This window comes from Cupriavidus sp. Agwp_2 (assembly GCF_040784895.1).
Classification (GTDB): Bacteria; Pseudomonadota; Gammaproteobacteria; order Burkholderiales; family Burkholderiaceae; genus Cupriavidus.
In genome coordinates this window covers 2,078,837-2,103,658 of sequence record NZ_CP088084.1, presented here as the reverse complement: position 1 = coordinate 2,103,658, position 24,822 = coordinate 2,078,837, and the positions used below count along the sequence as shown (strand labels likewise).

Here is a 24,822-nt window from a genome sequence, read left to right as displayed (position 1 = left end):
CAACATTATGCGTTTTTCTTCTTGAAATGGGCATGCGATATTTCGTCAGACAGCAACCAGAGACGTGGCCGCAACCTCGCGCCACGCCTTGACCGCGGGATTCCGGTACCGCCATCCGAGCATGGACAACAAAGCCGCTTCGTCACTCGTCGACCACCCGCTACGCGCCCCCCTGGCCGCTGAACTGCACGCCCGACCCTTTCTTCGGCTCAGCGGCAGCGTGTCATTGACCCACTATGCGATCTACTCGGATGAGGATCCTGCGATCCACGAGTCTCTCGTTCGCACCTTGTGCGAGCAGACAGGCATGCCGCTACCCATGGACGGCGTCACGCACTACGCCATGCAATCTCCCTTCGGCTGGCAGCTGAAGTGGGAGCGGCACACCGAGTTCTCCACCTTCACGTTCGTCAGTCCGCGCGACGACACCGACTACTTCAACGACCTCGCCATCCATGGTGTGCCGGCGGACTGGCTCAGCCTGCTGGCGGGCAAGCGGTTTCATGCGGTCCGCATGGAATTGCTGTCCGGGAATGCCGCGGCTGCCGTGAGCGCGGACTTGCGCCACTGGCTTGACGGGCCGATTCTCGTCGGCAGCGATGTCCTTGGCGGCGGCAAGGTCTATTGCGACTGGAATGTGCGGGCTGACGGCTACATGCGCATCCTTGCGATCGATGAGGACTTCCGCGAGGAACAGGGCGGCAGGCTGCTGCAGCGGCTCTACGAGATTGAGACGTACCGCATGATGGCCTTGCTTGCGCTGCCGGTCGCACGCAGCTTGGGCCGGGAGCTCGACGACATCCACGCGTCGCTCCAGGAACTGATGCGGGCCATGGACGCCCGTCGCGCCGGCGAGGACGATGCGGGACTGCTGGACAGGCTTACCGAACTGGCCGTGCGCGTGGAATCGCTGTCCGGGCACAGCGGGCGCTTCAGCGCTTCGCGTGCGTATGAGCGCATCGTCCTGGCGCGGATCCAGGAGTTGCGGGAACAGCGAATCGAAGGCATGCCGACGATCTCGGAGTTCATGGAGCGACGTTTCGGACCCGCCATGGAGACGTGCAGGAGCGTCTGGTCGCGCCACGAGCAGATCGCGGCACGGGTCGCGCGGGCGGTCGACCTGCTCCGCACCCGCGTCAACCTGACCCAGGAACGCGATGTCACCAGGCTGCTTGCCGGACTGGAGCGTACCGCGCGGAACCAGCTGCACCTGCAGCATGCCGTCGAGGGGCTGTCGGTTGCCGCGATCTCGTACTACGTGTTGTCCATCGCGGCAGCGGGGTTAAAGGCGCTGCATGTCGTAAAGCTACCCGTCGATCCCGAGCTCGCGGAAGGCCTGTTGATCCTTCCCGTGGTGCTGATCGTATTCGGGATCATCAAGCGCAGCCGGACCCAGAAATCCAACGAGAGCCATGTTCAGGCCATTTCAGCCGGCCGCGCGTAACAAGAGCCGTCATTCTGAAGCACTTCCTACCGTTATACGCATATGAACTCCTTCATGGGCATCGACCCCTCACACATATCGTGGCCTGGCGCCACCCGGCAGTCGCCGCAGGCCGGGCCGCGTTCGATGAGCCAGGTCAGATCCGAGTCTCGCGCCCTCGCGCAAAGGACGCCGACAGAAGTGCTGACGGACAACTCAAACGATCGGCCGGACGTCGCGACGATCGCGGTGCTGGGCTACAACTAAAAAAAACGCCCGCCCGGAAACCGGGCGGGCAAGTACTGCCTCTCCTTACCTCTTACTGCTTCAATACTGTCGTTACTACCGCCGCGCTGCGCGCTTCAACGTGCAGCCGCCTTCATCCGTACAGCCGCCGCATCCGCCGCAGCCGGGGTACGGTTCGCCAGCCCCAGCACCACCTGCCAGGCAAACGACACCGCGCCGACGATAAACACCACGTCGCCGAACGTGCGCACCCAGCGCAGCGTCTGCAGGATTGGCTGCTGCATGAATGCCTCGCTGCGCGAATACCACGTGCCATGCTCGACGCTGGCCAGGAACTGGATGATGCCGATGGGCAGCAGGCTGGTGCCGATCATCAGCACCAGGCCGACGTTCAGGCCCCAGAAGGCGGTCTTCATCAGCGCCGGGCTGAGGCGGTAGGCCGGCCGTACATAGCGCAGCACCAGCAGCGTGAAGCCCAGCGCCAGGAAGCCATAGACCCCGAAGAGCGCCGCATGCGCGTGGACCGGCGTGGTGTTCTGGCCCTGGATGTAGTACAGCGCGATCGGCGGGTTGATCATGAAGCCGAAGACGCCGGCGCCCAGCATGTTCCAGAACGCCACCGCGACAAAGCACATCAGCGGCCACTTCAGGTCGGCCATCCACGGCGCGCGCTGCTTCAGGCTCCAGTTCTCCCAGGCCTCATGGCCCAGCACGATCAGCGGCACCACTTCCAGCGCGCTGAACGCGGCGCCGACCGCCATCACCGGCGTGGTGGTGCCGGCAAAGTACAGGTGGTGGAAGGTGCCGGGGATGCCGCCGAGCATGAACAGCGACGCCGAGGCCAGGCTGGCCGTGGTCGCCATCGGGCGCGACACCAGCCCCAGCGTGGCGAAGATGAAGGCCAGCGCGGTGGTGGCGAAGACCTCGAAGAAGCCCTCCACCCACAGGTGCACCACCCACCAGCGCCAGTACTCCATCACCGTCAGGCTGGTGCGCTCGCCGTAGGCCAGGCCCGCACCGTAGAACAGCCCGATCGCCACCACCGACGAGGTCAGCAGCGCCAGCAGGTTGCGGTCGGTGCCGCGCGCGCGCAGTGCCGGCAGGATGCCGCGCATCATCAGCACGAGCCAGATCAGGATGCCGGCGAACTTGCCGATCTGCCACAGCCGGCCCAGGTCGACATACTCATAGCCCTGGTGGCCCAGCCAGAAGTTCAGGTGCGGCGGCAGCTTCTGCGCGATCGCCAGGTAGTTGCCGGCGAACGACCCCACCACCACGACCACCAGCGCCCAGAACAGGACATCGACACCGAGACGCTGGAACTTCGGGTCCTTGCCGCCGTTGATCAGCGGCGCCAGGAACAGGCCCGCGGCCAGGAAGCCGGTGGCGATCCAGAACAGCGCGCTCTGGATATGCCAGGTGCGCACCAGTGCGTACGGGAACCACTGCGACACGTCGACCCCGTAGAACTTTTGCCCCTCGACGGTGTAGTGCGCGGTAAAGCCGCCCAGGAACACCTGGAACACGAACAGCGCCACCACCAGGAACAGGTACTTGCCCAGCGCGCGCTGCGACGGGGTCAGCGCCACCGACAGCAGCGGGTCGCGCGCGGGCGCCTGCGGCGGCGTCTCTTCCTTGCCGCGCAGGAAGGCCCACGCCCAGACCAGGAAGCCGACACCAGCCAGCAGCACCACCACGCTGATCACCGACCACACCACGTTCTCGCTGGTCGGCTGGTTGCCGATCAGCGGTTCGTGCGGCCAGTTGTTGGTGTAGGTGGCCTCATGGCCGGGGCGCGCGGTGGACGCGGCCCAGGCGGTCCAGAAGAAGAAATGCGTCATCTGCTGGCGCCGCTCGGCGCTGGGCAGCGTGTTCTCCTTCATCGCGAAGTGCTCGCGCGTGGTATGCAGCGCCGGCGCGTCGGAGAAGAGCTGGTCGTAGTAGGCCGCGGTGTTGGCGATGGCCTGCGCGCGGCGGTTCGACACGGTCAGCACGTTGTTGGCCGGATCGGTGGCATTGCCGCGGTATTCCGTGCGCAATTGCTCGCGCAGCGCGGCCTGTTCGGGCGCGGCCAGCCTGTCGTACGGACGGCCGTACACGTCCTGCGCCGCCAGCTCGAGCCACGCGGTCAGTTCGCGGTGCAGCCAGTCGGCGGTCCAGTCCGGCGCCTGGTAGGCGCCGTGGCCCCAGATCGAGCCGAGCTGCATGCCGCCCACCGATTGCCAGGCGGTCTGGCCGTCCAGGATCTCGTCGCCGGTGAACAGGGTGCGGCCTTCAGCCGTGACCACCTTGGCCGGTATTGGCGGGGCCTGCCGGTACACCTCGACGCCGTAGTAGCCGAGCAGGGAGAAAGTGACCGCCAGTACGGCGATCAGCAGGAACCAGAGTCTGCGGTAGGAACCCATGATGCGATGTCGTTGGTTGTGATGGCTGGTGCGCGGCTCAGGCGTGGCCCGCGCAGCCGCAACCGGTGGCGGGCGCTGCGGCGTCCACTGCGGACACGATGGCGTTCTCGAACAGCACGTTGTTTTCCAGGTGGATGTGCTCCATCAGGTCTTCGCGCAGCGCGCGCAGGCCCAGGTAGAGCGCGCGCCAGGTATTGCAGGCCGCGCGCGGCAGCGTGATGTCGTTGGTCAGCGTCGCCAGCCGCTGCAGGGCCACGCCGTGGTCGTCATGCTCCATGCGCAGGACCGTGATCGGCCGGCCGGCAGCGGCGTGCATGCCGCGCGTCAGCATCGGGAACAGCACCTGCTCTTCCTTCTGCATATGGGTCTCCAGCTCGCCGAGCATTTCGGTCAGGTGGTCGGCCAGGCCCAGCGGACAATCGGGCCGGTCGCCGTGGACCTGCTCGACCCGGCGCGCCAGCCGGATCAGTTCGGGCAACTCCTCGCGGTGGCGGGCGTGGAAGCGCGTCAGGATGTGGTCGATCAACGCGGCCGGCGTCGCAGTATTCCAGTCCTGGCCGGCCGGTGCGGCGTCGTCGTGCAGGGCAAGAAGCCGGGCTTCGATACTGTCGATGGCGGTGGCATCGAGGCCCTTTTCCAGCGCGGCATCGCGCAGGGTCTGCTTGCCTCCGCAGCAGAAGTCGAGCGCATAGTCATGGAAGATGCGCGTTGCGCCGGGGATGCGGCGGGCCAGTTGGCCGAGCGATTGGTCCTGGAAGGTCATGAGGTGCTCCTGTGTGGAAAGTTGCGTCTGCATGACATAACGCGAAGAGCGTGCCTGAAAAAAACCAAGCCAGATCAATGGGTTGCAACACGAACGGTCATAAATACCCTAGACTCCCAGTGGTATAAATAACCCTATACGGTGTTTTTCACCATGGCCAATCCCGCCATCGTTCCCGAGTTGCTCGCCGACCTGGTCGCCGACCTGCCCCACGCCGTGCGCCTGCAGCGCCTGGTCAGCGGCCTGCGCGCGCATTTCCGCTGCGGCGCCGTGGCGCTGCTGCGGCTGGAAGAAGACCACCTGCGCCCGGTGGCCGTCGACGGCCTGGTCGGCGACGCGCTGGGGCGGCGCTTTGCCGTCGGCCTGCATCCGCGCCTGGCGGCGATCCTGGCGCGGCGCGGCGTGACCTGCTTCCACCACGACAGCGTGCTGCCCGACCCGTACGACGGCCTGATCGACGAGCACGTGGGCGAGCCGCTGCCGGTGCACGACTGCATGGGCACCAGCCTGGAGGTCGAAGGGCAGCCATGGGGCGTGCTGACGCTCGATGCGCTGGCCGTGGGCACCTTCGACACCGCCGCGCAGGCCGAGCTGCAGCGGCTCACCGTGGTCGTCGAGGCGGCAATCCGGACCACCCGGCTCGAGGCCGAGATCCTGGCGCTGCAGGTGGCCCGGGGCAAACCCGTTGCCGATGAAGGCACCGCCGGCGCCGGAGACATCACCGGCGAAATCGTCGGCCAGAGCGCGGCCATCGCCAACCTGTTGCACGAACTGGAAGTGGTTGCCGATACCGAGCTGCCGGTGCTGCTGCTGGGCGAGACCGGCGTCGGCAAGGAGCTGTTCGCGCACCGGCTGCACCGCCAGTCGCGCCGGCGCGCGCAGCCGCTGGTGCACGTCAACTGCGCGGCGCTGCCGGAGTCGCTGGCCGAGAGCGAGCTGTTCGGCCACGCCCGCGGTGCCTTCTCCGGCGCCACGGGCGAACGCCCCGGCCGCTTCGAGGCGGCGGACGGTGGCACGCTGTTCCTCGATGAAGTCGGCGAGCTGCCGCTGTCGATCCAGGCCAAGCTGCTGCGCACGCTGCAGAACGGCGAGATCCAGCGGCTGGGCTCGGACCGGCCGCGCCGCGTCAACGTGCGCGTGATCGCCGCCACCAACCGCAACCTGCGCGAGCATGTGCGCGACGGCTCGTTCCGCGCCGACCTGTACCACCGCCTGTCGGTCTATCCGATCCCGATCCCGCCGCTGCGCGAGCGCGGCAACGATGTGCTGCTGCTTGCCGGCCGCTTCCTGGAACTGAACCGCGCCCGCCTGGGCCTGCGCAGCCTGCGCCTGTCGCCGGCGGCGCAGGATGCGCTGCGGCGCTATCGGTGGCCCGGCAACGTGCGCGAGCTCGAGCACGTGCTCAGCCGTGCCGCGCTGCGCGCGGTCAGCCGCGGCGCCGGCCGCAACGACATCGTCACGCTGGAGGCGGACCTGCTCGACCTGGACGGACTCGACGCGCCGCCTGCGGGGCTGGCGGAAGCCGCTCATGCCGCCCATTCCGCCCATTCCGCGCAGCCAGCAATCGTCCCCGGTACAAGCCTGCGCGACGCCGTCGACCAGACCCAGCGCGCCTGCATCGAGCAGGCGCTGCTGGCCCAGGGCGGTAACTGGGCGCAGGCGGCGCGGCAGCTCGGCGTTGACGCCAGCAACCTGCACAAGCTGGCGAGGCGCCTGGGCTGCAAGTGAAGGCGCGAGCGGCATTGGCGATGGCAAAGCGCGCCTCGTCTGCCTAAGCTAGTCAGACGTCGTTTGCAGTGCAACATGGTGTGGTGTCGCCAACACCCTGCGGCCGGCGCAACCTGTGGACCCCTACCGGAGATGCCCGTGATGATGACCGCAACGCAAGCCTTCTGGCCATTCCCTGCCTTCTTCACGACAGGCTTTGCCAGCCTGCAACAACTCCAGACCATGCAGGCGGATCTCGCCGAGACCTGGCGCCGGATGGCGGAACTGAACCTCGAATTTGCCCGCAGCATGGCAGACGAAATGCGCTTCGACACCGTGGGATTGCTGATGGAACACGATCCCGAGGCCCTGTACGCGCGCGAGATCGCCAGTGAGATGCCGCTGCTGGGCGGCCCGCTGCACTATGCCTCGGCGATGCTGGAACTGCTGGCGCGCGCCCAGCAGAAATGGCTCGATGGCTGGGGCCACCTGTTCATGCAGGGCTCGCTGACGGACTGGACGGCGGGGGCGCAGGCGGTCACCGACATCCCTGCCTGGCTGGTCCGGGAAACCCCGCGCCCGCGGGCGGGCTGACCCGGCAAGGGCGCCGTGGCGGCGCGTGCCCGCACGCCGCGGCCAATTTTTCCTGCGCGCCTTGCCATGACCACGCGCGCACCCCGGTATCATGCAAATCATCACACCCTGGTCCGCCATCCCTGCCGTCCCGGCTGGCGGACCTCCACACAGGACTGGTTCAGGACGCGCCCCGCTTCATGCCCTCATATCCACTGGTCCTGCTGCTTACCGTCGCCGTCGTCTGCTGCATCGGCATGGCCATTGCCACCTGGCCCCGGCGCGACGACCCTACCGTCCAGGCGTTCCTGGTATTGGCCTTCGGCGCGGTGGTCTGGAGCGGCGGACGCCTGCTTGAGATCAGTTCGACCGACCTGCCCGGGCGCATCCTGTGGGCCAAGATCCAGTACATCGGCATCGTCGCGGTGCCGATCGGCTGGCTGGTGGCGATGGTGCACCTGAGCCGCCCGCGCTACGTGGTGCCATGGTCGCGGCTGTGGCTGCCGGTGCTGGCGGCGGTGGTGACGGTGGTGCTGGTCTTCACCAACGAGCGGCACCACCTGGTCTGGACACGCATTACGCTGATGCCGCCCGGGGTCTCGCCCGGCGCGGTGTTCGAGCATGGCGCGGGCTACGTCGTGGTGGCCTTCTGGTCTTACTCGCTGCTGGCGCTGAGCTGGTATTTCCTGATGACGGCCGAAGTGCCCAACGACGCCCTGTCGCGCCGCGGCCGCGTCATCCTGGCCGGCGGCCTGGCCCTGCCGCTGATTGCCCATGTCGCTTACCTGAACCGCTGGACCGGCCCGCTGGGCGGCGACCTGACCCCGGCCACGTTTTCGCTGATGGCGGTGCTGGTGTGGTTCTGCGCGCTGCGCACGCACCTGGACGATATTGGCCACTACGCCCGCCTGCGCGTGTTCGATGCGCTGCGCGAGGGCTGCGTGATCGTGGACGCCAAGGGCGCGGTGGTCGAATTCAACCCGGCGGCAGCCCAGTTGTGGCCGGAGTTGCACCGCGGCAGCCCTGTGCCGGCCGGATGGGAGACGGCGCTGGACTCGGCGCAGGCCGCACCCGGCCTTGCGCCCGCCACGCCGCTGGTGCCGCCGGGTGCCCCGTTCGAGTTGACCGTGGAACGGGTCGAGCGCCTGGACGGCAGGCAGATCGGCAGCCTGGTGTTCATGCGCGATATCAGCCGCTTCCAGTCGCGCGAGCTGGCACTGACCGCGCGCCTTGGCCAGACCGAGGAGCAGCTGTGGCAGGTGCAGGCCGACCTCGACGTCGACGCGCTCACCGGCATCCCCAACCGGCGCTACTTCCAGCGCGAGTCGCTCGCCGCCGTGACCCGCGCCCATGAGCGCGGCCAGGCGCTGGGGCTGCTGATCCTGGATGTCGACCTGTTCAAGCAATACAACGACCTGCACGGGCACCTGGCCGGCGACGACTGCCTGCGCCAGATCGCCTGCGCGCTGGCCGGCACGGTGGCCGGCGAGCAGTTCTGCGCGCGGCTCGGCGGCGAGGAATTCGCGGCGGTGCTGCCCGGCGCATCGCGCGAGGAAACCCGCGACGTGGCGCGTCGCATGGTCGCAGCGGTGCGCGAGCTTGGCCTTGCGCACCGCGGCACGCCGGTGCAGCCCGTGGTGACGATCAGCGTCGGCGCGGTCTGCGCCGTGCCCGAGTCGCCTCGGCTGGACCCGCTGCTGCACCGCGCCGACAGCGCGATGTACCGCGCCAAGCGCGCGGGCCGCAACTGCTACATGCTGGATGGCGAAGCGGCCTGACCGCCTGTGGCCGGGCCATGTCGCCGGCTAACCCGCGCGTACCGCCAGCGCACCCTGCAGCGCCACCAGCCGAACCGCCGCCTGGCTGACCCACGCCGGCCGCGGCGCCGCATCGAGCCAGTACTTGACCTCAAGCCCGAGCGCGGTGTCGCCGCTGATCACCAGCTTGCGCTGGAAGAACAGCGTGTCGGTATCGGCCTCGCCGCCGAGCAGCCGCAGGTAGTCCACCGCGGCGGCGCGCAGCGTCAGCGCGGGTTCGCCGCCGGCAGCGGCGGTGCGGAAGCGCCCGCCTTCGCAGCGGAACGGCACTTCCAGCCCCAGGTCCTGTACCGTCAGCAGGAATACATGGCCTTCCAGCGCAGCCGGCGGCTCCAGCCAGCCGGCGCGGCGCGCCAGCTCCAGCGCCGCCACCAGCGGCAGCGCGCGTGCCCGCGCCGGCATGCGGCGATGCACGCCGGTCATCAGCTTGTGCAACGTGTTCATGCCCGTGCCTCCCACGCAATGCCGGCGCTGCCATGCCAGTAGCCGTTGCACGGCTGCGCTCCCGCCGGCACGATGCCGCTGGGTGCCGGCGCGCGCGCGCCCGCGCGGATCGCCGCCAGTTGCTGTACCACTTCCAGTGTGCCGGTCGAATGCGGGCTGACGCGCAGCAGGTCGACGCCCATCGCGGCCATGGCGAGCGCCTCGCCGCACAGGTCCAGGCAGGTCGCGCTCTGTGTCTGCACGCCGTTGAGCGTGAAAAACGCCTGGCCTTCGCCAGTGGCGGCGACCAGCCCGTCGGGGTAGTCCATGCAACGGAACTCGCAGCTGTCCTTGCGCAGGCGATGGTGGCGCGCGGTGAAGCAGCGCGCCGAGAAGGCCAGCGGCATGCGGCCCCAGACAAAGGCCTCGACCGTGGTGCCGCCCGGCCGCGCCGCGGCCAGCGCGGCCAGCGTGCGGCCGTCCATTTCCACCGGCACGACGCAACCGGCCGCGCCCTGCTTCGCCAGCCAGGCCAGTGTGTCGGCGTGGTAGACGTTCAGGTGCGGGCCGGCGATGAACGGCCGCCCGCCCATGCAGCGCACCGCGCCAAGGTCGTTGGCCTCGACCAGATAGCCGTGCTGATCGCAGGCGCGGCGCATCCAGGCGATGTCGGTATCGGACTCCACCAGCACCGGCGTGGACAGCACCACCTCCTTGCCGGCATCGCGCAGCATCTGCGCGATCTCCAGCCATTGCGCGTGGCGCAGTTCGTGGCGCCGCGTGCAGACGGTCTCGCCGAGGTAGACGCGGTCCACCGGGGCGTCGGCGACCGAGGCGTAGAACTGCAGCACGCGCTCGCGTGGCCAGTAATACAGCAGCGGACCGAGGGAAATGCCAAAGTCCGCGGCGGCGGGTCGTGATGTGGCTTGTGGAGCGGCTTGTGCGGCGGCTTGTGCGGCGGCTTGTGTAGCGGCTTGTGCGGCGGCTTGTGTAGCGGCTTGTGCAGCCGGTTGCGGCACGGTGGCCGCGGCGGTGTCGGGCATGGCAGTGTCCATCGTGGCGAAGGCGGCGGGATCGAGGCAGGTCGCGTCCATTGGCATCACCGCCATGGCCGGTCGTAGGCGCCCTGGGTCACCTGGTCGCCCTCGGCATGGCGGCCCAGCGTGGCCTGCCATTCCTGGCGCGGCGCGAAGCGCGCGGGATCGCCGCAGACGTCGTCGATGGCCGCGCGCAGCACGCCGACCACATCGGCGACATAGCGCGGGCTGCGCTGCCGGCCTTCGATCTTGATCGCGGCAATGCCCATGCCGACCAGCGCGGGCAGCAGCGACAGCGCGTTGAGGCTGGTTGGCTCTTCCAGCACATAGCCGCGCTCGCCCTCCACCTCGAAGCGGCCCTTGCACAGCGTCGGATAGCCGGCCGGCTCGCCGGGCGCGTAGCTGTCGATCAGGATGCCGGACAGGCGCGCCTGCATGGTGCCGTCCTGCTCGGTCCAGCGCACCGCATGCGCCGGCGAGCAGACCCCCTTGTTGTTGGGCGAATCGCCGGTCGCGTAGGAGGACAGCAGGCAGCGCCCTTCGGCCATCACGCACAGGCTGCCGAAGCCGAACACTTCCAGTTCGACACTGGTCTGCCGCGCGAGCTTGCCGATCTGCGCCAGCGACAGCACCCGCGGCAGCACCACGCGGCGGATATTGAAGCGCTCGCGCATCAGTTCGATGGCATCCGCATGCGTGGCCGAGCCCTGCACCGACAGGTGCAGGCGCAGCCCGGGATGGCGTTCGCAGGCATAGCCCATCAGCCCGGCGTCGGCCATGATGACCGCATCGGCACCCAGTTCCGCGGCGGCGTCGACGGCGCGGTGCCACTGCGCCACCGCGCCCATCTGCGCGAAGGTGTTGATCGCGAACAGCACTTCGGCACCGCGGGCATGGGCTTCCGCGACGCCGGTGCGGATGTCGGCCTCGGTGAAATTCAGGCCGCCAAAGTTGCGGGCATTGGTGGCATCGCGCAGGCCCAGGTAGACCGCGTCGGCGCCGTGCTGCAGCGCCATGCGCAGCGCCGCCAGCGACCCGGCGGGTGCAACCAGCTGGGGCCGGCGTGGCGCGCAGGCAGGCGCAACGGTGGCCGCATCCGGGCCAGTACAGGCAGTTGTCATGGTGTGGAAAGCAGGGACAAGGGAAACAGGACAAGAACAGCGGCCGATGCTAGCCACGCGCTGGCGGCAGGGGCTTGATCCCGCGCAAACCGGCACCAACGGCACATGGCTCGCGCCGGCGTATGCCGGTCGGCGTAGGCCGATGGCAGTCAGCGCCCGTGCGCTTGACCTGCGGCAAACGCAGGGTCTTTCCGCTGTGCCACGCTTCGCCAGTCACCCCCGCGCCAGGCCGGCTGCCGGCCACACGCGATTCACCTTCCGGAGATCCCTTTTATGAACGAACACTGGCTGAAGCTGGCCGGCCGCCGCCTGTTGCCCATCGTGCAGGGCGGCATGGGCATCGGCATCTCGGCGCACCGGCTTGCCGGCGCAGTGGCACGCGAGAACGGCGTGGGCACCATCGCCAGCATCGACCTGCGCCACCACCACCCCGACCTGATGGCACGCACCCGCGGCGTGCGCGACAAGGCCGGCATCGAGGCCGCCAACCTGGAGGCGCTCGACCGCGAAATCCGCGCCGCGCGCATGTTGTCGGAAGGCCGCGGGCTGATTGCGGTCAATGTGATGAAGGCGGTGGGCTCGCACGCCTCGCTGGTGCGCCAGGCTTGCGAAAGCGGCGCCGATGCCATCGTGATGGGCGCCGGCTTGCCACTGGACCTGCCTGAACTGGCCGCCGACCACCCCAAAGTGGCGCTGATCCCGATCCTGTCCGAGTCGCGCGGCATCGGCCTGGTGCTGCGCCGCTGGATGAAGAAGGGCCGGCTGCCCGATGCCATCGTGGTCGAGCACCCGGCCCATGCCGGCGGCCACCTTGGCGCCGCGACGATCCAGGACCTGTCCGAGCCGCGTTTTTCGTTCTCGCGCGTGCTGGCCGAATGCCGCGAGCTGTTCCAGTCGCTGGGCCTCGCATGGGACAGCATCCCGCTGATCGTGGCCGGCGGCATCGACAGCCATGCCAAGGTGCGCCACTGGCTCAACGAGGGTGCCGCCGCGGTGCAGCTCGGCACCGCCTTTGCCGTCACCGAGGAATGCGATGCGCATCCGGCCTTCAAGCAGGTGCTGGCCACCGCGCGGCCCGAGACGCTGCGCGAGTTCACCAGCGTTGCCGGCCTGCCGGCGCGCGCGGTGCTGACGCCGTGGCTGTCGCGCTACCTGTCGAGCGAGGCCAGGCTGCAGCGCCGCGCCAAGGTACGCGAGTGCCTGGAAGGATTCGATTGCCTGCAATCGTGCGGCCTGCGCGACGGCATCGCGCGCATCGGCCAGTTCTGCATCGACCTCAAGCTGGCGCAGGCGGTACGCGGCGACGTGGAACGCGGGCTGTTCTTTCGCGGCAAGGGTGCGCTGCCGTTCGGCGAAGCGATCCGCCCGGTGGCCGAGCTGATCCATTACCTGATGACGGGGGAAAAGCCTGCGGCACTGATGCCGGCCAAGGCAGCGGCCACGGCCTGAGCGCTGTTGGCGCGTGCCGGTTCGCCGGCACGCGGCGCCTGACTCCCCGAGCGGCCGTCAGGCCGCCGCCAGCTCGCCCGGGCCGGCCTGGCGCGCCAACCCATCCGGATCGATCAGGTAGATCTTGCCGCGCTCGATCCGCACCAGCCGCTCGGCGCAGAACCTGTGCATCACGCGTGACAGGGTCTCGGGCGTGATCCCCAGCTTTGACGCAATCACGCGCTGCGTGCAGGCCAGCCAGGTGCGCCGCGTGGCGAACGCCTGTTCGCGCAGGAAGCCCGCCACGCGCTGCAGCGCGGTCTGCAGGCTGATCGCCTCGATATCGCGCATCAGCCCATGCAATCGGCCCGACAGGTTGCGCAGCAACTGCGCAGCCAGCAGCGGATCCTGCATGACGGCCTGCCACAGCGCCGTCTTGCCGATCTGCAGCACCAGCGTGCGCGTCTGCGCCTGGCAGGCCATGCGCCCCGGCACGTCGAGGCAGAGCAGGTCTTCGCCGAAGGCCGCGCCCGGGCCGAAGACTTCGATGGCGCGCTCGCCGGCGGCTTCGTCGCCGGCCGGTGGCTGCAGCGCCAGCTTGACCAGGCCCTCCAGCACGATCGTCAGGCCGGCACCTGGCTCGCCGCCACGGAACAGGTATTCGCCCTTGCGCAGGCAGCACAGCGTTGCCGCGGCGCGCAACTGCGCCACCACGGCTGCATCGACGCCGCGGAACAATGGCAGCGCTTCCAGGTTGATGGCTTCACCCATGGTGATGACCTCCTTCGACATGACTGCCTTCAGCATTCCGGGCCGCATGGCGCGGCGGCAGGCCGCCACGGCGGCGCATCTGCCGCATGCAGCGCAACGCGGACAACAATTGCCAGCCCAGCCACGCATTGGCCGCGGCGAGCAGCAGGCCGCCGGCGCGGGCCAGCGGCAGGGGAGCCAGCGGCAGCGCCAGCAGCAGCCCGTAGGCTGCCAGCAGCAACCAAGACTGGCGGCGCTGCCGGGCGGGCACGATGATGGCCTGCATGGCCGGCACGCGCGCGCGCGGCGGCAGCAGCCGGCGCAAATGCAGCCAGACCAGGAACGGCACGATCTTGCCGAGCATCGCCGTGACCGGCAGCACGCCGCTGCCGACCAGCGCCATGGTGCCGGCCCACCACGCCACCGGTACGTCCGAATCCGGCCACACGATCGCCGCCGCGCCCAGCACGGCGGCACCCAGCATGCTGGCGCAGGCCACCGGCCACAGCAGCCACAGCGGATCCTGGCGGCGCCGCGCGCGCAGCGTGCCGGCCAGCCCGCAGGCGGCCACCACGGCGACAAAGGCCAGCCACGCCAGCAGCAACGCCTGGCCAAAGGCAGGTTGCCCAGGCCACAACAGGGTTGCCATGCTGAACAGCGCCAGCGGCACCCAATGCGCCATCGGCAGGCCGCGCGACAGTGCCGCGGGCAGGCGCCGCGTCTGCCAGAACATCGGCAAGACCGTGTTGGCCACGCCGGTCAGCAGCGCCGCCAGCCAGCCGCCCAGCGCCCACGCCATATGCATGCCCAGCACCGGCGCCACCGGCACCTGCCACCAGCCGCCGAAGGTGCCGGCCAGCGCGATGCCGCACAGCGCCGCGGCCAGCAGCGGCGCGCCGATGCCGGCCAGCGTGCGCGTGGTGGCGTCTACCGCGACCACGCGCCGCCCGGCTGCGAGCAACAGCGCGCCAGCCAGCAGCAGCAGCACGCCGGCCGCGGCGGCGGCCTGCATGCCTGCCGGGGCGCCGCCGAGCAGCCCGAAGCCCAGCCCGGCGGCCACGCCGGCACCGGCAACGGCGACAAATGGCGCGAGCACGCCGGCACCCGGCACGGCCACGCCCGCCACCACCGGCATCATCTGGAACAACGCGCCCACCATCACCGGCATCAGCATGCCCAGCGCGAGCACATGGACCGCCACCAGCGTCAGTGGCGCAAAGCGGTCCGGCAAGCCGTCAGCGGGCCCCGCCGCGAGCAGCAGCCCTGCCGCGGCGCCCAGCCATGGCGCCGGCACCAGGCAGCCGAACACAACCGCGGGGCGCGGCGCGCGCTCGTAGTCGAGGTTGGCGGCTTTCATCCCGGTTGCCTTGCCTCGCCAGCGCTACGCGATGCCATGCAGCACGGCATCAAGGTCCGGCACGTGCGCGCGGCACATCGGGAACAGCACGTTTTCTTCCTTGATGTTGTGCTGCTGCAGCAGCACCACCAGCGTGTCGGTCTCTGCCGCGAGCGCATTGCCGTCGCGCAGCGACAGCCATTCGCGCACGTTGTCCATCAGCGCGCGCACTTCATCGTGTTCGTGGCGCATGACGGCGGTTGGGCCGCCGGCCATGCCGGTGGCCTGTTCGAAGGCGGGGAACAGCCGCGCCTCTTCCGCGCCGAAGTTGCCGCCGAGCGCGGCCTCCAGCTCGGCGAACGCCGCGGCGGCCTGTGTCCAGTCGCCTTCGCGCAGCGCGCCTTCCAGGCGTGCGAGCGCGGCGTCGCAACTGCGGTGCTGCTGCACCAGGGTATCGATGCCATCAGACATGGTGTGGATTCTCCGGACCGGTATTGACCGGATGCTAGGGCGCCGCCCGGCGTGGGGATTTGATCGGGGATAAGTCGGCCGTCAATAACCGGTGTAAGGGGGGTCGGCGTGTCGATATATCACAACGTGATATGTGAATCGCGTCGGACGCAGCACCATTTCCGCTCGACGTACACGCAAGGCCGGCCGGAAAATGCGACGCCGCGCGCACATGCGTAAGCGCGAACCTCGCGTTTTGTTGATCTGGCGCAGGTAGTGCGGGGCCTGTCACGCGGAAAATTGCCTTCCAGACGCGCGCGCGACTGACAGACGCCGGCGTTCCCCTGACAGGTAGCCCCCGATACCGAACCCATGCCTTACACCGATCTACCGGCCGATCTACTGGCCGACCCCCCGGCCGATCCCCCGGCCGAAGCGCAGGCCGCCACCCCGCTGCGCCATCGCCTTTCCACGCGCATCATCTCGCTGTCGCTGGCCGTGCTGCTGGTGGTGCTCGGCATGATCTCCGGCACGCTGTGGCTGTCGTGGAAGCTCGAAGGCGCCGGCGCCGCCATCAATGACGCCGGCAGCCTGCGCATGCGCGCCAACCGGGTCGCGATCGAGCTGACACTCGCGCACGCGCAGCGCGGCAATGCGCTGGCGATGCAGGTGCAGGCGCTGGACGGCACGCTGGCGCAGCTGCGCCAGGGCAACCCGTCGCGCCCGCTGTTCCTGCCCGATGAACCCGCCATCCACGCCCAGCTCGAGCGCGTCACCAGGGACTGGCACGCCCACCTGCGCCCGATCGCCATGGCCGGCGCCGACAGCACCGCGCCGGCACGCTATATCGCCGCGCTGCCCGGCTTCGTGGCCCAGGCCGACACGCTGGTCGGCATGATCGAGCGCGACAGCGCGCGCAAGACCGACCTGCTGCGCCTGTCGCAGACGGCGCTGGCGCTGATGGCCTGCGTCGGCACCGTGGCGGTGATCTACCTGCTCTACCTGTGGATCATCCTGCCGGTGCTGCGGCTGCAGGACGGCCTGCGGCGCATGGCCGCGCGCGAGTTCTCGCTGCGCCTGCCGGTGGAGACCCGCGACGAGTTCGGCACCCTCTGCGAAGGCTTCAACCGCATGGCCGGCGAACTGCAGGGCCTGTACAGCGACCTGGAGGCGCGGGTGGCGCAGAAGACCGCCGAGCTGGAGCGCCAGAACCGCGACCTGGAGACGCTGTACGACATGGCGGCGCTTTTGAACCAGGCCAGCGATGCAGACACCATGGTGCGCGGCTTCCTGGCGCGCGTGATGCGCCAGTTCGACGCCGAGGGCGGCAGCGTGCGCGTGCTCGACCCGCGCAACGGCCGCATGCACCTGCTGGCCAGCGCGGGCTTGCCCGTGGCGCTGGCTGAGGCCGCGTCCTGCGCCGCCGCCGATGCCTGCCATTGCGGCGAGGCCACGCGCGAAGCGGTGGTCACGATCGCCGACCTGCGCGGCACGCGCCGCGCAGGCGGCGTGGGGCAACCCGACGCCGGGGCGCAGGACAGCACGCCGTGCGCGCGCAACGGCTTCCAGGCGCTGGCGGCATTCCGCATCGAAAGCCAGCGCGGCGCCACCGGTGTGTTCGCGCTGCATTTCCGCGCCCAGCGCACGCTGCCCGCCTCCGACCGGCAACTGCTCGAAACGCTGGGCCAGCACCTGGGCACTGCGCTGGAGCACCTGCGGCTGTCGGCGACGGCGCGCCAGCTCGCGGTGGTCGAAGAACGCAACCTGGTGGCACAGGGCCTGCACGACAGCATCGCGCAGGGCCTGAACTACCTGAACCTGCAGGTGCAACTGCTCGACGACGCGGTCGCGCGCGACGACCTGGCCGAGACCCGCGAGATCGTGCCGATGCTGCGCCACGGCGTGGAGGAGAGCTACCAGGACGTGCGCGAGCTGCTCAACAATTTCCGCTCGCGCCTGGGCGGCGGCGAACTGCGCCCGGCAGTGGAAGACACCGTGGCGCGCTTCCGCCGCCAGTGCCGCACCGAAGCCACGCTCACCATCGACGAACAAGCCGACGGCATCGGCGCGGGCGGCCGGCCGCTGTCGCCGGAACAGCAGCTGCAGGTGCTCTTCATCCTGCAGGAAGCACTGTCCAACGTGCGCAAGCACGCCCTGGCCGCGCACGTGACGGTGGCGCTCAGCCACGGCCGCGACTTCCGCCTGGTGGTGGAGGACGACGGCGAAGGCTTCGATCCCGCCGAACCGGCCACGCGCGCCGAAGCGCATATCGGCCTGAACATCATGCGCGAGCGCGCCGCCCGCCTGGGCGCGCAGCTGCACGTGCGGGCCGCCCCGGGGCGCGGCGTGCGCATCGAGCTGGTGCTGCCGCGCCGCGCCCCACAGAACCCCGAGACCCAGCCATGACCATCCGCATCCTGCTGATCGACGACCACACCCTGTTCCGCTCCGGCATCCGCGCGCTGCTGCAGCGCCAGACCGACTTCGAGATTGTCGACGAAGCCGCCGACGGCGTGGAGGGGATCAAGCGTGCCAAGCAGCATCGCCCCGACGTGATCCTGCTGGACCTCAACATGCCTGGCCTGTCGGGACTGGAGGCGCTGCAACTGCTGGTGGAAGACCTGCCGCAGACCGCGGTGATCGTGCTGACGGTGTCCGAGGAAGCCGAGGAACTGGCCACCGCGCTGCGCAGCGGTGCGCGCGGCTACCTGATCAAGAACATCGAGACCGAGGCGCTGATCGCCGGCATCCGCCGCGCCGCCGCGGGCGAGCCGGTGATCTCCGACAGCATGACGGCCAAGCTGGTGGCGCAGTTCCGCGCGCCGGCGCCCGCCGCGGCGCCGCGCCACGACGACGCGCCACGCCTGACCGCGCGCGAGCGCGAGATCGTGCAGGGGCTGGCGCGCGGCGAAAGCAACAAGGAGATCGCGCGCGATCTCGGCGTGGCAGAAAGCACGGTAAAGATCCACGTGCAGAACATTTTGAAGAAGCTGAACCTGGCCAGCCGCGTGCAGGTGGCAGTCTACGCGGTCGAGCACGGCCTGACCGAGGCGGGCTGAACGCGCGGCAACAACGTGGCAATGTGCTGCCCCAGCCGCCATGCAGTGCGCCACGAGAGCCTTGCAGTGCCCGGCGTCGTCCGATTCCTACACCGATATCAGTCCCTGCCCGGAGGGACGCGGGCGAGCCTTGACCTAGGCTGAACCTTGAGCAGTGGCCTTTCAGATGCGCGGCCGCTTCGGAACGGAAGCCCCCGGCTTCCCCGATCCACGAACAAGGAGCAAGCCATGGGAATCGGCACTATCCTTCTGATCATTCTTGTCCTGCTGCTGTTGGGTGCCCTGCCGGCCTGGCCGTACAGTTCCGGCTGGGGTTACTGGCCAAGCGGCGGCCTGGGCCTGATCGTCCTGATCGTGCTGCTGCTCGTGGTTCTCGGCCGGATATAGCGTTCCGGCCGTCCAGCGGGCGACGGCGGCTGGCAGGCCCCGGCGTGAGCGGCATCGCTGCGGCGTTGCCGCTCACGCCGGGGCCGATGCCGCGTCGTCCGCATTGTGTTTGTCTATCACCCCACCCCAAGGAGACTGACATGCCAGCCAAATCGAAGGCACAACAGCAGGCCGCCGGAGCGGCGCTCTCCGCCAAGCGCGGGGACACCAAGGCCGGATCGCTGAAGGGTGCTTCGCGCTCGATGTACAAGTCGATGAGCGAAAAGGAACTCGACAAGATGGCCTCGACCAAGACAAAGAAGCTGCCCAAGCACAAATAGAGATTGCCCAAGGAAAAAGTCAGAGCGCTGGCGCGTTCCTGCATCCTGTCGTTCCCGACGCGGGGACGACGCGCCACCGGCGCGTGCATGCTGCCGCGCCGCTTCGGTTCTTCCCTTTTCAGCGCTTCCCCGCCTCGCCGTTCTGTGGCCCGCCGCAATAGCCAGGCAGCCGCCTGGCCTTGCTGCTGCGCGCCAGCTTGATGGATTCCGACAGCGCCAGGCCAAAGCCCGCGATGCTGTGGACATCCTGTACCACCCGATCGCGCAGGAAGCCGGCCCAGCGAAAATCCCCATAGGCGCTGCCCGGCTTGCGGTAGGCACCGGCCTCGCGCGCGAACGCCGCAAGGCTGCGGTATGGGTCGTCGCGCATGCCCATCACGGTGGGCGGCAGCGCCCTGCGGCCCCGGAGCTTGCCGTGCTCGTCGTACGGGTGGACATGGCCGAGCTGGCCCATGCGCTTCCAGAAGGCCGACGGTGCCAGTTTGCTCAGGTCGCGCAGGATGCGCACCGGCGCCCACTGGTATCCCAGTTCAAGCCAGGCGCGGGCCCAGTGATGGTGATCGACGATATAGAGAGCGCCACCGGGACCCACCACGGTCTTGATGCGGTGGCTGCGCATGAAGCGACGCAGCTGCGCGAGGTCATTGCGGTCCGCGTGGCGCCGCGTGACTTCCTTCTTGTGGCTGACGTGGGTATAGCCCAGCGTCAGTTGCGTGGGGCGCAGCCGCGCCAGCTCGGCAATATCCTTGCCGTTCCGGGGGCTGGCGCGGTCGCGCCGTTCAGTTGTGTTCCGCACGCTTCTGGTCAACGAAATGCTCGAGCTCGCTGCCCGGGTCTTCATTGCCGGTGGACTGCTCGGCCACCGATTCCCGTGCCAGCGGCCGCGGCCAGAATTCTCCTTCCCCGTCCCGCACCGGCTCGCCGTGCGCGTTGGGGTCGAAGTCGGTCCACTGGCCGCATTCCCAGCAGCCCTGCGCGCGCTCCAGGTGGCCGGCGCCGGCTTCGCGCAGCACGTCGACCACGACCGAGGACAGGCCATTGCCAACGCAGGCGGCCAGCATCACCTCGCCGGCGTTCTCGTCGGATTGCGCCGCTGCCTTGGCCTCGTCGGGCCGGCGCACCGACATGATGGAAACGTCCCATACCGAGAATCCGCGAGCGAACAAGGTCCGCGCGGCGTCTTCGGCAGTGGCGATGGAGTCGAAGCGACCCGCTACGATCGGTGACATGGTGGCTCCCTGGTTTCGATGAATGGATGCGGTATGAAAGGGTGCGGTACGTCCCCGAGCCGCTCGCAAGAGCCACGCCCGCGCCGGATCTGCACGGCGGCGGCCGTGGTGGTGGGTGGCACGTGCAATTTTTGCAAGCACGGCTCCCGAACTACATGCACGGCCCGCTCGGCACCGGCGCCGGCTCAGCCGTTGACGACCTCGCCACCGTTGATGTGCAGGATCTGCCCCGTGATATAGCTCGCCGCATCCGAGGCCAGGAACACATAGCCGGCCGCCACTTCGAACGGCTGTCCCGGCCTGCCCATCGGCGTCTTCTTCCCGAACTCGGCGACTTCTTCGGCAGTGAAGGTGGACGGGATCAGCGGAGTCCAGATCGGGCCCGGCGCGACGCCATTGACGCGGATGCCGCGTTCGACCACCTGCAACGCGAGCGAACGCGTGAACGACACGATCGCGCCCTTGGTCGCCGAGTAGTCGAGCAGGTGCTTGCTGCCGCGATACGCGGTCACCGAGGTGGTGTTCAGGATCGACGCGCCCGCCTTCAGGTGCGGCAGTACCGCGCGCGTCAGGTGGAACATGGCGAAGACGTTGGTGCGGAAGGTGGCCTCGACCTGGCCTTCGTCGACCTCTTCCAGCGATTCCTTGGGATGCTGCTCGGCGGCGTTGTTGACCAGGATATCGAGCTTGCCGTACTGCTGCAGCGTCTGGCGCGCGACCCCTTCGGCATGGCTGCAGTCGGCAAGGTCGCCTGCGATCGCGAGGCACTTGCGCCCGGAGGCTTCAACCAGTTCGACCGTTTCGCGAGCATCGGCATGCTCGTCGAGATAGGAGATGGCAACGTCGGCGCCTTCGCGCGCGAAGGCCACGGCAATGGCGCGGCCGATACCGCTGTCGCCACCCGTGACCAGCGCCACGCGCCCTTGCAGGCGGCCGCTGCCGACGTAGTCGTCCGCGCCGCTGTCCGGCTGCGGCCGCATGGGCGCTTCCAGTCCCGGCTGGCGATCCTGGTGCTGGGGTGGGACGCTCTTCGGTGTGGACATGGCTGACTCCTGTCTGTGGCGGACACGCGGGCCCATGCGCGTGCCGCGCAAGTTCCATGCCGCTGGGATGTACTCCGCACCCACTCGGCACTTTGGCGCAGCGCTTCGAACACGCCCACGGCGGTGACGTGGCAGGCGCCCGTAACCCTTACATCGCCCGGCAATCCTTACAGCGCTGCGGCACGCTCGGCGCCGAACCGGCGTGGTAGCGAAGGGGCACGGATTTTGCGGGTTGTTGGTTGTTTATTGCGGGTTCATTTTGCGGTTTTCCCGGAGGAAACACCGCACTTCAAACGGCCCGGCGGCGCCGCAGCCAGCTTCTGCGCAGGCACAGCCCAGCCGGACCATTCAGCCAGGAGGCAAGCAATGTTCAACTTCCGCAACGACCGCGGCAGCCGCGGGGGCAATCAGGGCCAGCGCCGCGAGGGCGGCCAGCCATCGGGCATGCGCGACGAGAACCGGGGCAGCGGCTCCGAAGACTGGGGCCGGGAATGGGGTGAAGACTGGCGCGGCGAGCAGCGCAATGAAGGTCGCAATGAAGGCCGCAGGGAGGGACGCAGCGAGTGGCGTGGCGAGGGCCAGGGCCGCTATGGCAGCGAGTCTTACGGCAACGAAGGCCGCGGCGGCGAATCCTCGCGCCACGGCGGACCCTGGTACCAGCAGGACACGCCCGCGGGCCAGACCCGCGGCAGCTGGGGCCAGCCGGGATATGGCGCGTCCGATGCGGGCGGCACCGGCCACCCTTACAGCAGCGGCTATGGCGGCTACAGTCCGTCGGCGCAGGACAGCGGCTATCGCAGCCAGGAGCGCGTATCGGGCTATGGCTATCGCGATGAAGACCGCTTCGGGCCGCGCGGCCGGGGCGGCGAGCGCGACGAACGTGACAGCGGCGCAAGGGACGAACGGGGCGAACGGGGCGAACGGGGCGGCCGTGCCATGCACTGGCGCGAAGGCATGGAGCGCGACCGCAGCCAGCGTGGCGGCGAACCGAGCTATGGTAGTGGCTACTACGGCGATTCCGGCCGCGGTGGCCAGTCGTTCAGCGGCGGGCAGCGGGTCTATCCGGACGATCCCGGCTATCGCCGCAGCCGGGCCTTCGGCCAGCAGGCGGCTACGCAGGGACAGCACGCCGGCCGGCGCGTGACCGGACCCAAGGGCTATCGCCGCTCCGACGAGCGCGTGCGGGAAGACGTGTGCGAACGCCTCGCCATGAACCCGTACATCGATGTCGGCGAGGTCAGCGTGGAAGTCGCCAACGGCGTGGTCACGCTGGATGGCACGGTGCGCGAGCGCCGGGAGAAGTATGTGATCGAGGAAATCGCTGACGCCGTGTTCGGCGTGACCGAAGTCGACAACCGGCTGCGTATGGGAACGCAAGGCGGCCGGGGCTCCGCCTGGGCCGCCGGCTCGGAGGTCGGTGGGGAGGACACTGGCAGCGGCACAGCGGGCAGCGCCGGCATCTCGCCGGAGCGCACGCTGAACAAGAGCTGAGCTGTAGACAACCTGCGCGGCGCGGCCACGCGCCGCGCCGCCCCGCGCCGCCCCCAACATGCCACGCCACCCCCGCAAACTTCGTCCCGGCAGCAAGCTGATGGTGCCCCTGGACGCGCTGCGCCCGACCCAGATCACCGTCGGCGGCTACCACGTCGCGCAAAAGGTCCACGTGACCCGCCGCGTGCCGCCCGAGGCGCGCGCCGCCTTCCTCGACAAGCACCGCGTCCACCTGGTGATCGGGCCGGAACAAGGCCTCTACGTGGTCGACCACCACCACTGGGTGCGCGCCTGGCACGACCTCGGCCTGACCCACGTGCCTGGGCTCGTCCAAGCCGATATCAGCGACCTCGATCCGCCCGCGTTCTGGCGCCACATGGTCGCCAACCACCTGGTCCACCCGTATGACGAGCACGGCCGCCGCCGGCCGCTGACCGAACTGCCCGAGGCCATCCACGACATGCGCGACGATCCCTACCGCAGCCTGGAGGCGTTCGTGCAAATCGCCGGCGGTTATCGCAAGGTCAAGACCGCCTATCCGGATTTCCGCTGGGCCGACTATTTCCGCCGCAACGTGCCGGGTCCGTTCGACACGGCGCATCACTTTGCCATAGCGCTGGCGCAGGCCTTCCGCCTGGCGCATGCTGCGGGGGCACGCGAGCTGCCCGGCTATCTCGGCCCCCTGCCGTGCTGACGCGGGCGTCGGTTGGTGGTCGGTTGGCCGCCGGTTGGCCCGTTGGTTGACCTTTAATCGCCGCGCCCTGCCACGCTCAGCAGCCGCAGCAGGCGGGCCTCGTCCGCGCGCAGCCGGGTCACCGATGGCGCGCGCCCGCCAACTTCCAGCTCGCCGCACAGGTAAGCGTCAATGACGCCCGGATGCACATAGCATTTGCGGCACACCGCCATGGTGTTGCGCAGCTGGTGCGCCACCTCGCGGATGGCGTCGGCCACGGCCTTCTTGCGCGCGGTTTCGCTGGCGGCTTCCGGCAGCTTGCGCAGGATCGCCAGCGCATGCACGCTGCCGGCCCAGGTGCGGAAATCCTTCGCGGTAAATTCGCCGCCCGTGGCCTCCTTCAGGTAGGCATTCACGTCGGCCGAGCCGATCTCGCGGATCTCGCCGTCGCTGTCGCGATACTTGAACAGCCGCTGGCCGGGCAGGTCGGCGCAGTTGCGCACGACCCGCGCCAGGCGCGGGTCGTTGACCGACACATCATGGGTAATGCCGCTCTTGCCGGTGAACTGGAAGCGCAGCCGGCTGCCGCGCACGGTCACGTGCCGGCGCCGCAGCGTGGTCAGGCCGTAGGTACGGTTCTGCTGCGCGTAGCGCGGCGAGCCCACGCGCACCAGCGTGGCATCGAGCAGCACCACCACCGCGGCCACCACTTTCTCGCGCGGCATGCCGTTGCGGCCCAGGTCGCGCGCGGCGCGGGCACGCAGCCGTGGCAGCACCGCGCCGAAGGCCGGCAGGCGTCCGTACTTGTCTGAATCGCGCAGTGCCGCCCATTCGGGGTGGTAGACGTACTGCTTGCGCCCGCGCGCGTCGCGCCCCGTGGCCTGCAGGTGACCGCGCGCGTCCGCGCAGATCCACACCGCCTCGTACGCCGGCGGAATGGCCAGCGCGGCAATGCGTGCCAGCGTGGCCTGGTCGCGCACGCGTTCGCCATCTGGCCTGATATAGCTGAAGCCGGTGCCCTGGCGGCGCCGCGTGATGCCGGAACTGCCGTCCTCGACGTAGCGCAGGCCGGCCTCGCGCAGCACGGCGTCCAGCGCCGCGGTGGGGTCGGTGGAGGGCAGGGTGCTGTCCATGCGGGCTG

At 69.3% G+C, this 24,822-nt stretch carries 23 protein-coding genes; 11 read left to right on the top strand and 12 right to left on the bottom strand.

The features are described 5' to 3' along the window. Window positions 1-121: 121 nt before the first annotated feature. Window positions 122-1,444, top strand: a complete 1,323-nt coding sequence (locus tag LPA45_RS27235) for a DUF3422 domain-containing protein (protein ID WP_317922869.1) — start codon at window positions 122-124, stop codon at window positions 1,442-1,444. Window positions 1,445-1,785: 341 nt separating this feature from the next. Here the strand turns inward: LPA45_RS27235 and LPA45_RS27230 are convergent, their stop codons facing one another. After that, on the bottom strand, window positions 1,786-4,074 hold the full coding sequence (locus LPA45_RS27230; protein WP_317922870.1) for a nitric-oxide reductase large subunit: 2,289 nt from the start codon (window positions 4,072-4,074) through the stop codon (window positions 1,786-1,788). 37 nt (window positions 4,075-4,111) lie between these two features. Beyond that, window positions 4,112-4,837: an iron-sulfur cluster repair protein YtfE gene (gene ytfE / locus LPA45_RS27225; protein ID WP_317922871.1), complete on the bottom strand. Its 726-nt coding sequence runs from the start codon at window positions 4,835-4,837 to the stop codon at window positions 4,112-4,114. Between the two features lie 153 nt (window positions 4,838-4,990). On the opposite strand from ytfE, the gene norR reads away from it, so the two are divergent. The 3 genes from norR (at window position 4,991) to LPA45_RS27210 (ending at window position 8,895) form a co-directional block, all read left to right on the top strand. After that, complete coding sequence (gene norR / locus LPA45_RS27220; RefSeq protein ID WP_317922872.1) at window positions 4,991-6,565, top strand: nitric oxide reductase transcriptional regulator NorR; 1,575 nt, start codon at window positions 4,991-4,993, stop codon at window positions 6,563-6,565. A 141-nt stretch (window positions 6,566-6,706) separates the two neighbouring features. Next, complete coding sequence (locus LPA45_RS27215; RefSeq protein ID WP_116319003.1) at window positions 6,707-7,138, top strand: phasin family protein; 432 nt, start codon at window positions 6,707-6,709, stop codon at window positions 7,136-7,138. A 179-nt stretch (window positions 7,139-7,317) separates the two neighbouring features. After that, the gene (locus LPA45_RS27210) at window positions 7,318-8,895 is read left to right on the top strand and encodes a histidine kinase N-terminal 7TM domain-containing protein (RefSeq protein ID WP_116319004.1); all 1,578 of its coding nucleotides are present in this window, start codon (window positions 7,318-7,320) and stop codon (window positions 8,893-8,895) included. 27 nt (window positions 8,896-8,922) lie between these two features. Here LPA45_RS27210 and LPA45_RS27205 read toward each other — a convergent pair whose 3' ends face one another. The 3 genes from LPA45_RS27205 to LPA45_RS27195 are packed head-to-tail and all read right to left on the bottom strand — an operon-like array spanning window position 8,923 to window position 11,410. Then, window positions 8,923-9,378: an SCP2 domain-containing protein gene (locus LPA45_RS27205; protein ID WP_317922873.1), complete on the bottom strand. Its 456-nt coding sequence runs from the start codon at window positions 9,376-9,378 to the stop codon at window positions 8,923-8,925. Next, a complete protein-coding gene (locus tag LPA45_RS27200; protein ID WP_317922874.1) occupies window positions 9,375-10,451 on the bottom strand; it encodes a U32 family peptidase in 1,077 nt (358 codons plus the stop codon). The genes LPA45_RS27205 and LPA45_RS27200 overlap by 4 nt, the downstream gene beginning before the upstream one ends. Before the next feature lie 5 nt (window positions 10,452-10,456). Next, window positions 10,457-11,410, bottom strand: a complete 954-nt coding sequence (locus tag LPA45_RS27195) for a peptidase U32 family protein (protein WP_317922922.1) — start codon at window positions 11,408-11,410, stop codon at window positions 10,457-10,459. Between the two features lie 378 nt (window positions 11,411-11,788). On the opposite strand from LPA45_RS27195, the gene LPA45_RS27190 reads away from it, so the two are divergent. Further along, window positions 11,789-12,964: a nitronate monooxygenase family protein gene (locus tag LPA45_RS27190; protein ID WP_317922875.1), complete on the top strand. Its 1,176-nt coding sequence runs from the start codon at window positions 11,789-11,791 to the stop codon at window positions 12,962-12,964. Window positions 12,965-13,021: 57 nt separating this feature from the next. Here LPA45_RS27190 and LPA45_RS27185 read toward each other — a convergent pair whose 3' ends face one another. Genes LPA45_RS27185 through LPA45_RS27175 form a run of 3 tightly spaced genes read right to left on the bottom strand, consistent with a single transcriptional unit; the run spans window position 13,022 to window position 15,500 of the window. Further along, window positions 13,022-13,735: a Crp/Fnr family transcriptional regulator gene (locus LPA45_RS27185; RefSeq protein WP_233528087.1), complete on the bottom strand. Its 714-nt coding sequence runs from the start codon at window positions 13,733-13,735 to the stop codon at window positions 13,022-13,024. Next, on the bottom strand, window positions 13,707-15,050 hold the full coding sequence (locus LPA45_RS27180; RefSeq protein WP_317922876.1) for a hypothetical protein: 1,344 nt from the start codon (window positions 15,048-15,050) through the stop codon (window positions 13,707-13,709). The genes LPA45_RS27185 and LPA45_RS27180 overlap by 29 nt, the downstream gene beginning before the upstream one ends. 24 nt (window positions 15,051-15,074) lie before the next feature. After that, window positions 15,075-15,500, bottom strand: coding sequence for a hemerythrin domain-containing protein (locus LPA45_RS27175; RefSeq protein WP_317922877.1), 426 nt, complete (start codon window positions 15,498-15,500; stop codon window positions 15,075-15,077). Between the two features lie 351 nt (window positions 15,501-15,851). Between LPA45_RS27175 and LPA45_RS27170 the strand changes: the two genes are divergently transcribed. The 4 genes from LPA45_RS27170 (at window position 15,852) to LPA45_RS27155 (ending at window position 19,245) form a co-directional block, all read left to right on the top strand. Further along, the gene (locus LPA45_RS27170; protein WP_317922878.1) at window positions 15,852-17,885 is read left to right on the top strand and encodes a type IV pili methyl-accepting chemotaxis transducer N-terminal domain-containing protein; all 2,034 of its coding nucleotides are present in this window, start codon (window positions 15,852-15,854) and stop codon (window positions 17,883-17,885) included. Next, window positions 17,882-18,538, top strand: a complete 657-nt coding sequence (locus tag LPA45_RS27165) for a response regulator transcription factor (RefSeq protein WP_116319011.1) — start codon at window positions 17,882-17,884, stop codon at window positions 18,536-18,538. The genes LPA45_RS27170 and LPA45_RS27165 overlap by 4 nt, the downstream gene beginning before the upstream one ends. Window positions 18,539-18,766: 228 nt before the next feature. Further along, entirely contained in the window at window positions 18,767-18,925 is a 159-nt protein-coding gene (locus LPA45_RS27160) for a DUF3309 family protein (protein WP_084254457.1), read from the top strand. A 140-nt stretch (window positions 18,926-19,065) separates the two neighbouring features. Further along, window positions 19,066-19,245, top strand: a complete 180-nt coding sequence (locus LPA45_RS27155; RefSeq protein WP_116319012.1) for a DUF3008 family protein — start codon at window positions 19,066-19,068, stop codon at window positions 19,243-19,245. A 118-nt stretch (window positions 19,246-19,363) separates the two neighbouring features. On the opposite strand, the gene LPA45_RS27150 is transcribed toward LPA45_RS27155, so the two are convergent. The 3 genes from LPA45_RS27150 to LPA45_RS27140 form a co-directional block, all read right to left on the bottom strand. Then, on the bottom strand, window positions 19,364-20,041 hold the full coding sequence (locus tag LPA45_RS27150; RefSeq protein ID WP_317922879.1) for a ParB/Srx family N-terminal domain-containing protein: 678 nt from the start codon (window positions 20,039-20,041) through the stop codon (window positions 19,364-19,366). After that, window positions 20,025-20,474, bottom strand: coding sequence for a hypothetical protein (locus LPA45_RS27145; protein WP_317922880.1), 450 nt, complete (start codon window positions 20,472-20,474; stop codon window positions 20,025-20,027). Before LPA45_RS27145 ends, LPA45_RS27150 begins: the two co-directional genes overlap by 17 nt. A gap of 185 nt (window positions 20,475-20,659) precedes the next feature. Beyond that, a complete protein-coding gene (locus LPA45_RS27140) occupies window positions 20,660-21,517 on the bottom strand; it encodes an SDR family oxidoreductase (RefSeq protein WP_116319015.1) in 858 nt (285 codons plus the stop codon). A gap of 366 nt (window positions 21,518-21,883) precedes the next feature. On the opposite strand from LPA45_RS27140, the gene LPA45_RS27135 reads away from it, so the two are divergent. Together LPA45_RS27135 and LPA45_RS27130 are read left to right on the top strand one after the other, a co-directional pair. Beyond that, window positions 21,884-23,008, top strand: a complete 1,125-nt coding sequence (locus tag LPA45_RS27135) for a BON domain-containing protein (protein ID WP_317922881.1) — start codon at window positions 21,884-21,886, stop codon at window positions 23,006-23,008. A 58-nt stretch (window positions 23,009-23,066) separates the two neighbouring features. Continuing rightward, window positions 23,067-23,702 carry a ParB-like protein gene (locus LPA45_RS27130; RefSeq protein WP_317922882.1) on the top strand — a complete coding sequence of 212 codons (636 nt, stop codon included), beginning with the start codon at window positions 23,067-23,069 and terminating at the stop codon, window positions 23,700-23,702. A gap of 53 nt (window positions 23,703-23,755) precedes the next feature. Here the strand turns inward: LPA45_RS27130 and LPA45_RS27125 are convergent, their stop codons facing one another. Next, window positions 23,756-24,814, bottom strand: coding sequence for a DNA topoisomerase IB (locus LPA45_RS27125; protein ID WP_317922883.1), 1,059 nt, complete (start codon window positions 24,812-24,814; stop codon window positions 23,756-23,758). Between the last annotated feature and the right edge of the window lie 8 nt (window positions 24,815-24,822).

Excerpts from the sequence above, each read along its gene's own strand:
- LPA45_RS27235 (WP_317922869.1), top strand. The coding sequence starts at position 122 with ATGGACAACAAAGCCGCTTCGTCACTCGTCGACCACCCGCTACGCGCC.
- LPA45_RS27230 (WP_317922870.1), bottom strand. The coding sequence starts at position 4,074 with ATGGGTTCCTACCGCAGACTCTGGTTCCTGCTGATCGCCGTACTGGCG.
- ytfE (WP_317922871.1), bottom strand. The coding sequence starts at position 4,837 with ATGACCTTCCAGGACCAATCGCTCGGCCAACTGGCCCGCCGCATCCCC.
- norR (WP_317922872.1), top strand. The coding sequence starts at position 4,991 with ATGGCCAATCCCGCCATCGTTCCCGAGTTGCTCGCCGACCTGGTCGCC.
- LPA45_RS27215 (WP_116319003.1), top strand. The coding sequence starts at position 6,707 with ATGATGACCGCAACGCAAGCCTTCTGGCCATTCCCTGCCTTCTTCACG.
- LPA45_RS27210 (WP_116319004.1), top strand. The coding sequence starts at position 7,318 with ATGCCCTCATATCCACTGGTCCTGCTGCTTACCGTCGCCGTCGTCTGC.
- LPA45_RS27205 (WP_317922873.1), bottom strand. The coding sequence starts at position 9,378 with ATGAACACGTTGCACAAGCTGATGACCGGCGTGCATCGCCGCATGCCG.
- LPA45_RS27200 (WP_317922874.1), bottom strand. The coding sequence starts at position 10,451 with ATGGACGCGACCTGCCTCGATCCCGCCGCCTTCGCCACGATGGACACT.
- LPA45_RS27195 (WP_317922922.1), bottom strand. The coding sequence starts at position 11,410 with ATGGCGCTGCAGCACGGCGCCGACGCGGTCTACCTGGGCCTGCGCGAT.
- LPA45_RS27190 (WP_317922875.1), top strand. The coding sequence starts at position 11,789 with ATGAACGAACACTGGCTGAAGCTGGCCGGCCGCCGCCTGTTGCCCATC.
- LPA45_RS27185 (WP_233528087.1), bottom strand. The coding sequence starts at position 13,735 with ATGTCGAAGGAGGTCATCACCATGGGTGAAGCCATCAACCTGGAAGCG.
- LPA45_RS27180 (WP_317922876.1), bottom strand. The coding sequence starts at position 15,050 with ATGAAAGCCGCCAACCTCGACTACGAGCGCGCGCCGCGCCCCGCGGTT.
- LPA45_RS27175 (WP_317922877.1), bottom strand. The coding sequence starts at position 15,500 with ATGTCTGATGGCATCGATACCCTGGTGCAGCAGCACCGCAGTTGCGAC.
- LPA45_RS27170 (WP_317922878.1), top strand. The coding sequence starts at position 15,852 with ATGCCTTACACCGATCTACCGGCCGATCTACTGGCCGACCCCCCGGCC.
- LPA45_RS27165 (WP_116319011.1), top strand. The coding sequence starts at position 17,882 with ATGACCATCCGCATCCTGCTGATCGACGACCACACCCTGTTCCGCTCC.
- LPA45_RS27160 (WP_084254457.1), top strand. The coding sequence starts at position 18,767 with ATGGGAATCGGCACTATCCTTCTGATCATTCTTGTCCTGCTGCTGTTG.
- LPA45_RS27155 (WP_116319012.1), top strand. The coding sequence starts at position 19,066 with ATGCCAGCCAAATCGAAGGCACAACAGCAGGCCGCCGGAGCGGCGCTC.
- LPA45_RS27145 (WP_317922880.1), bottom strand. The coding sequence starts at position 20,474 with ATGTCACCGATCGTAGCGGGTCGCTTCGACTCCATCGCCACTGCCGAA.
- LPA45_RS27140 (WP_116319015.1), bottom strand. The coding sequence starts at position 21,517 with ATGTCCACACCGAAGAGCGTCCCACCCCAGCACCAGGATCGCCAGCCG.
- LPA45_RS27135 (WP_317922881.1), top strand. The coding sequence starts at position 21,884 with ATGTTCAACTTCCGCAACGACCGCGGCAGCCGCGGGGGCAATCAGGGC.
- LPA45_RS27130 (WP_317922882.1), top strand. The coding sequence starts at position 23,067 with ATGCCACGCCACCCCCGCAAACTTCGTCCCGGCAGCAAGCTGATGGTG.
- LPA45_RS27125 (WP_317922883.1), bottom strand. The coding sequence starts at position 24,814 with ATGGACAGCACCCTGCCCTCCACCGACCCCACCGCGGCGCTGGACGCC.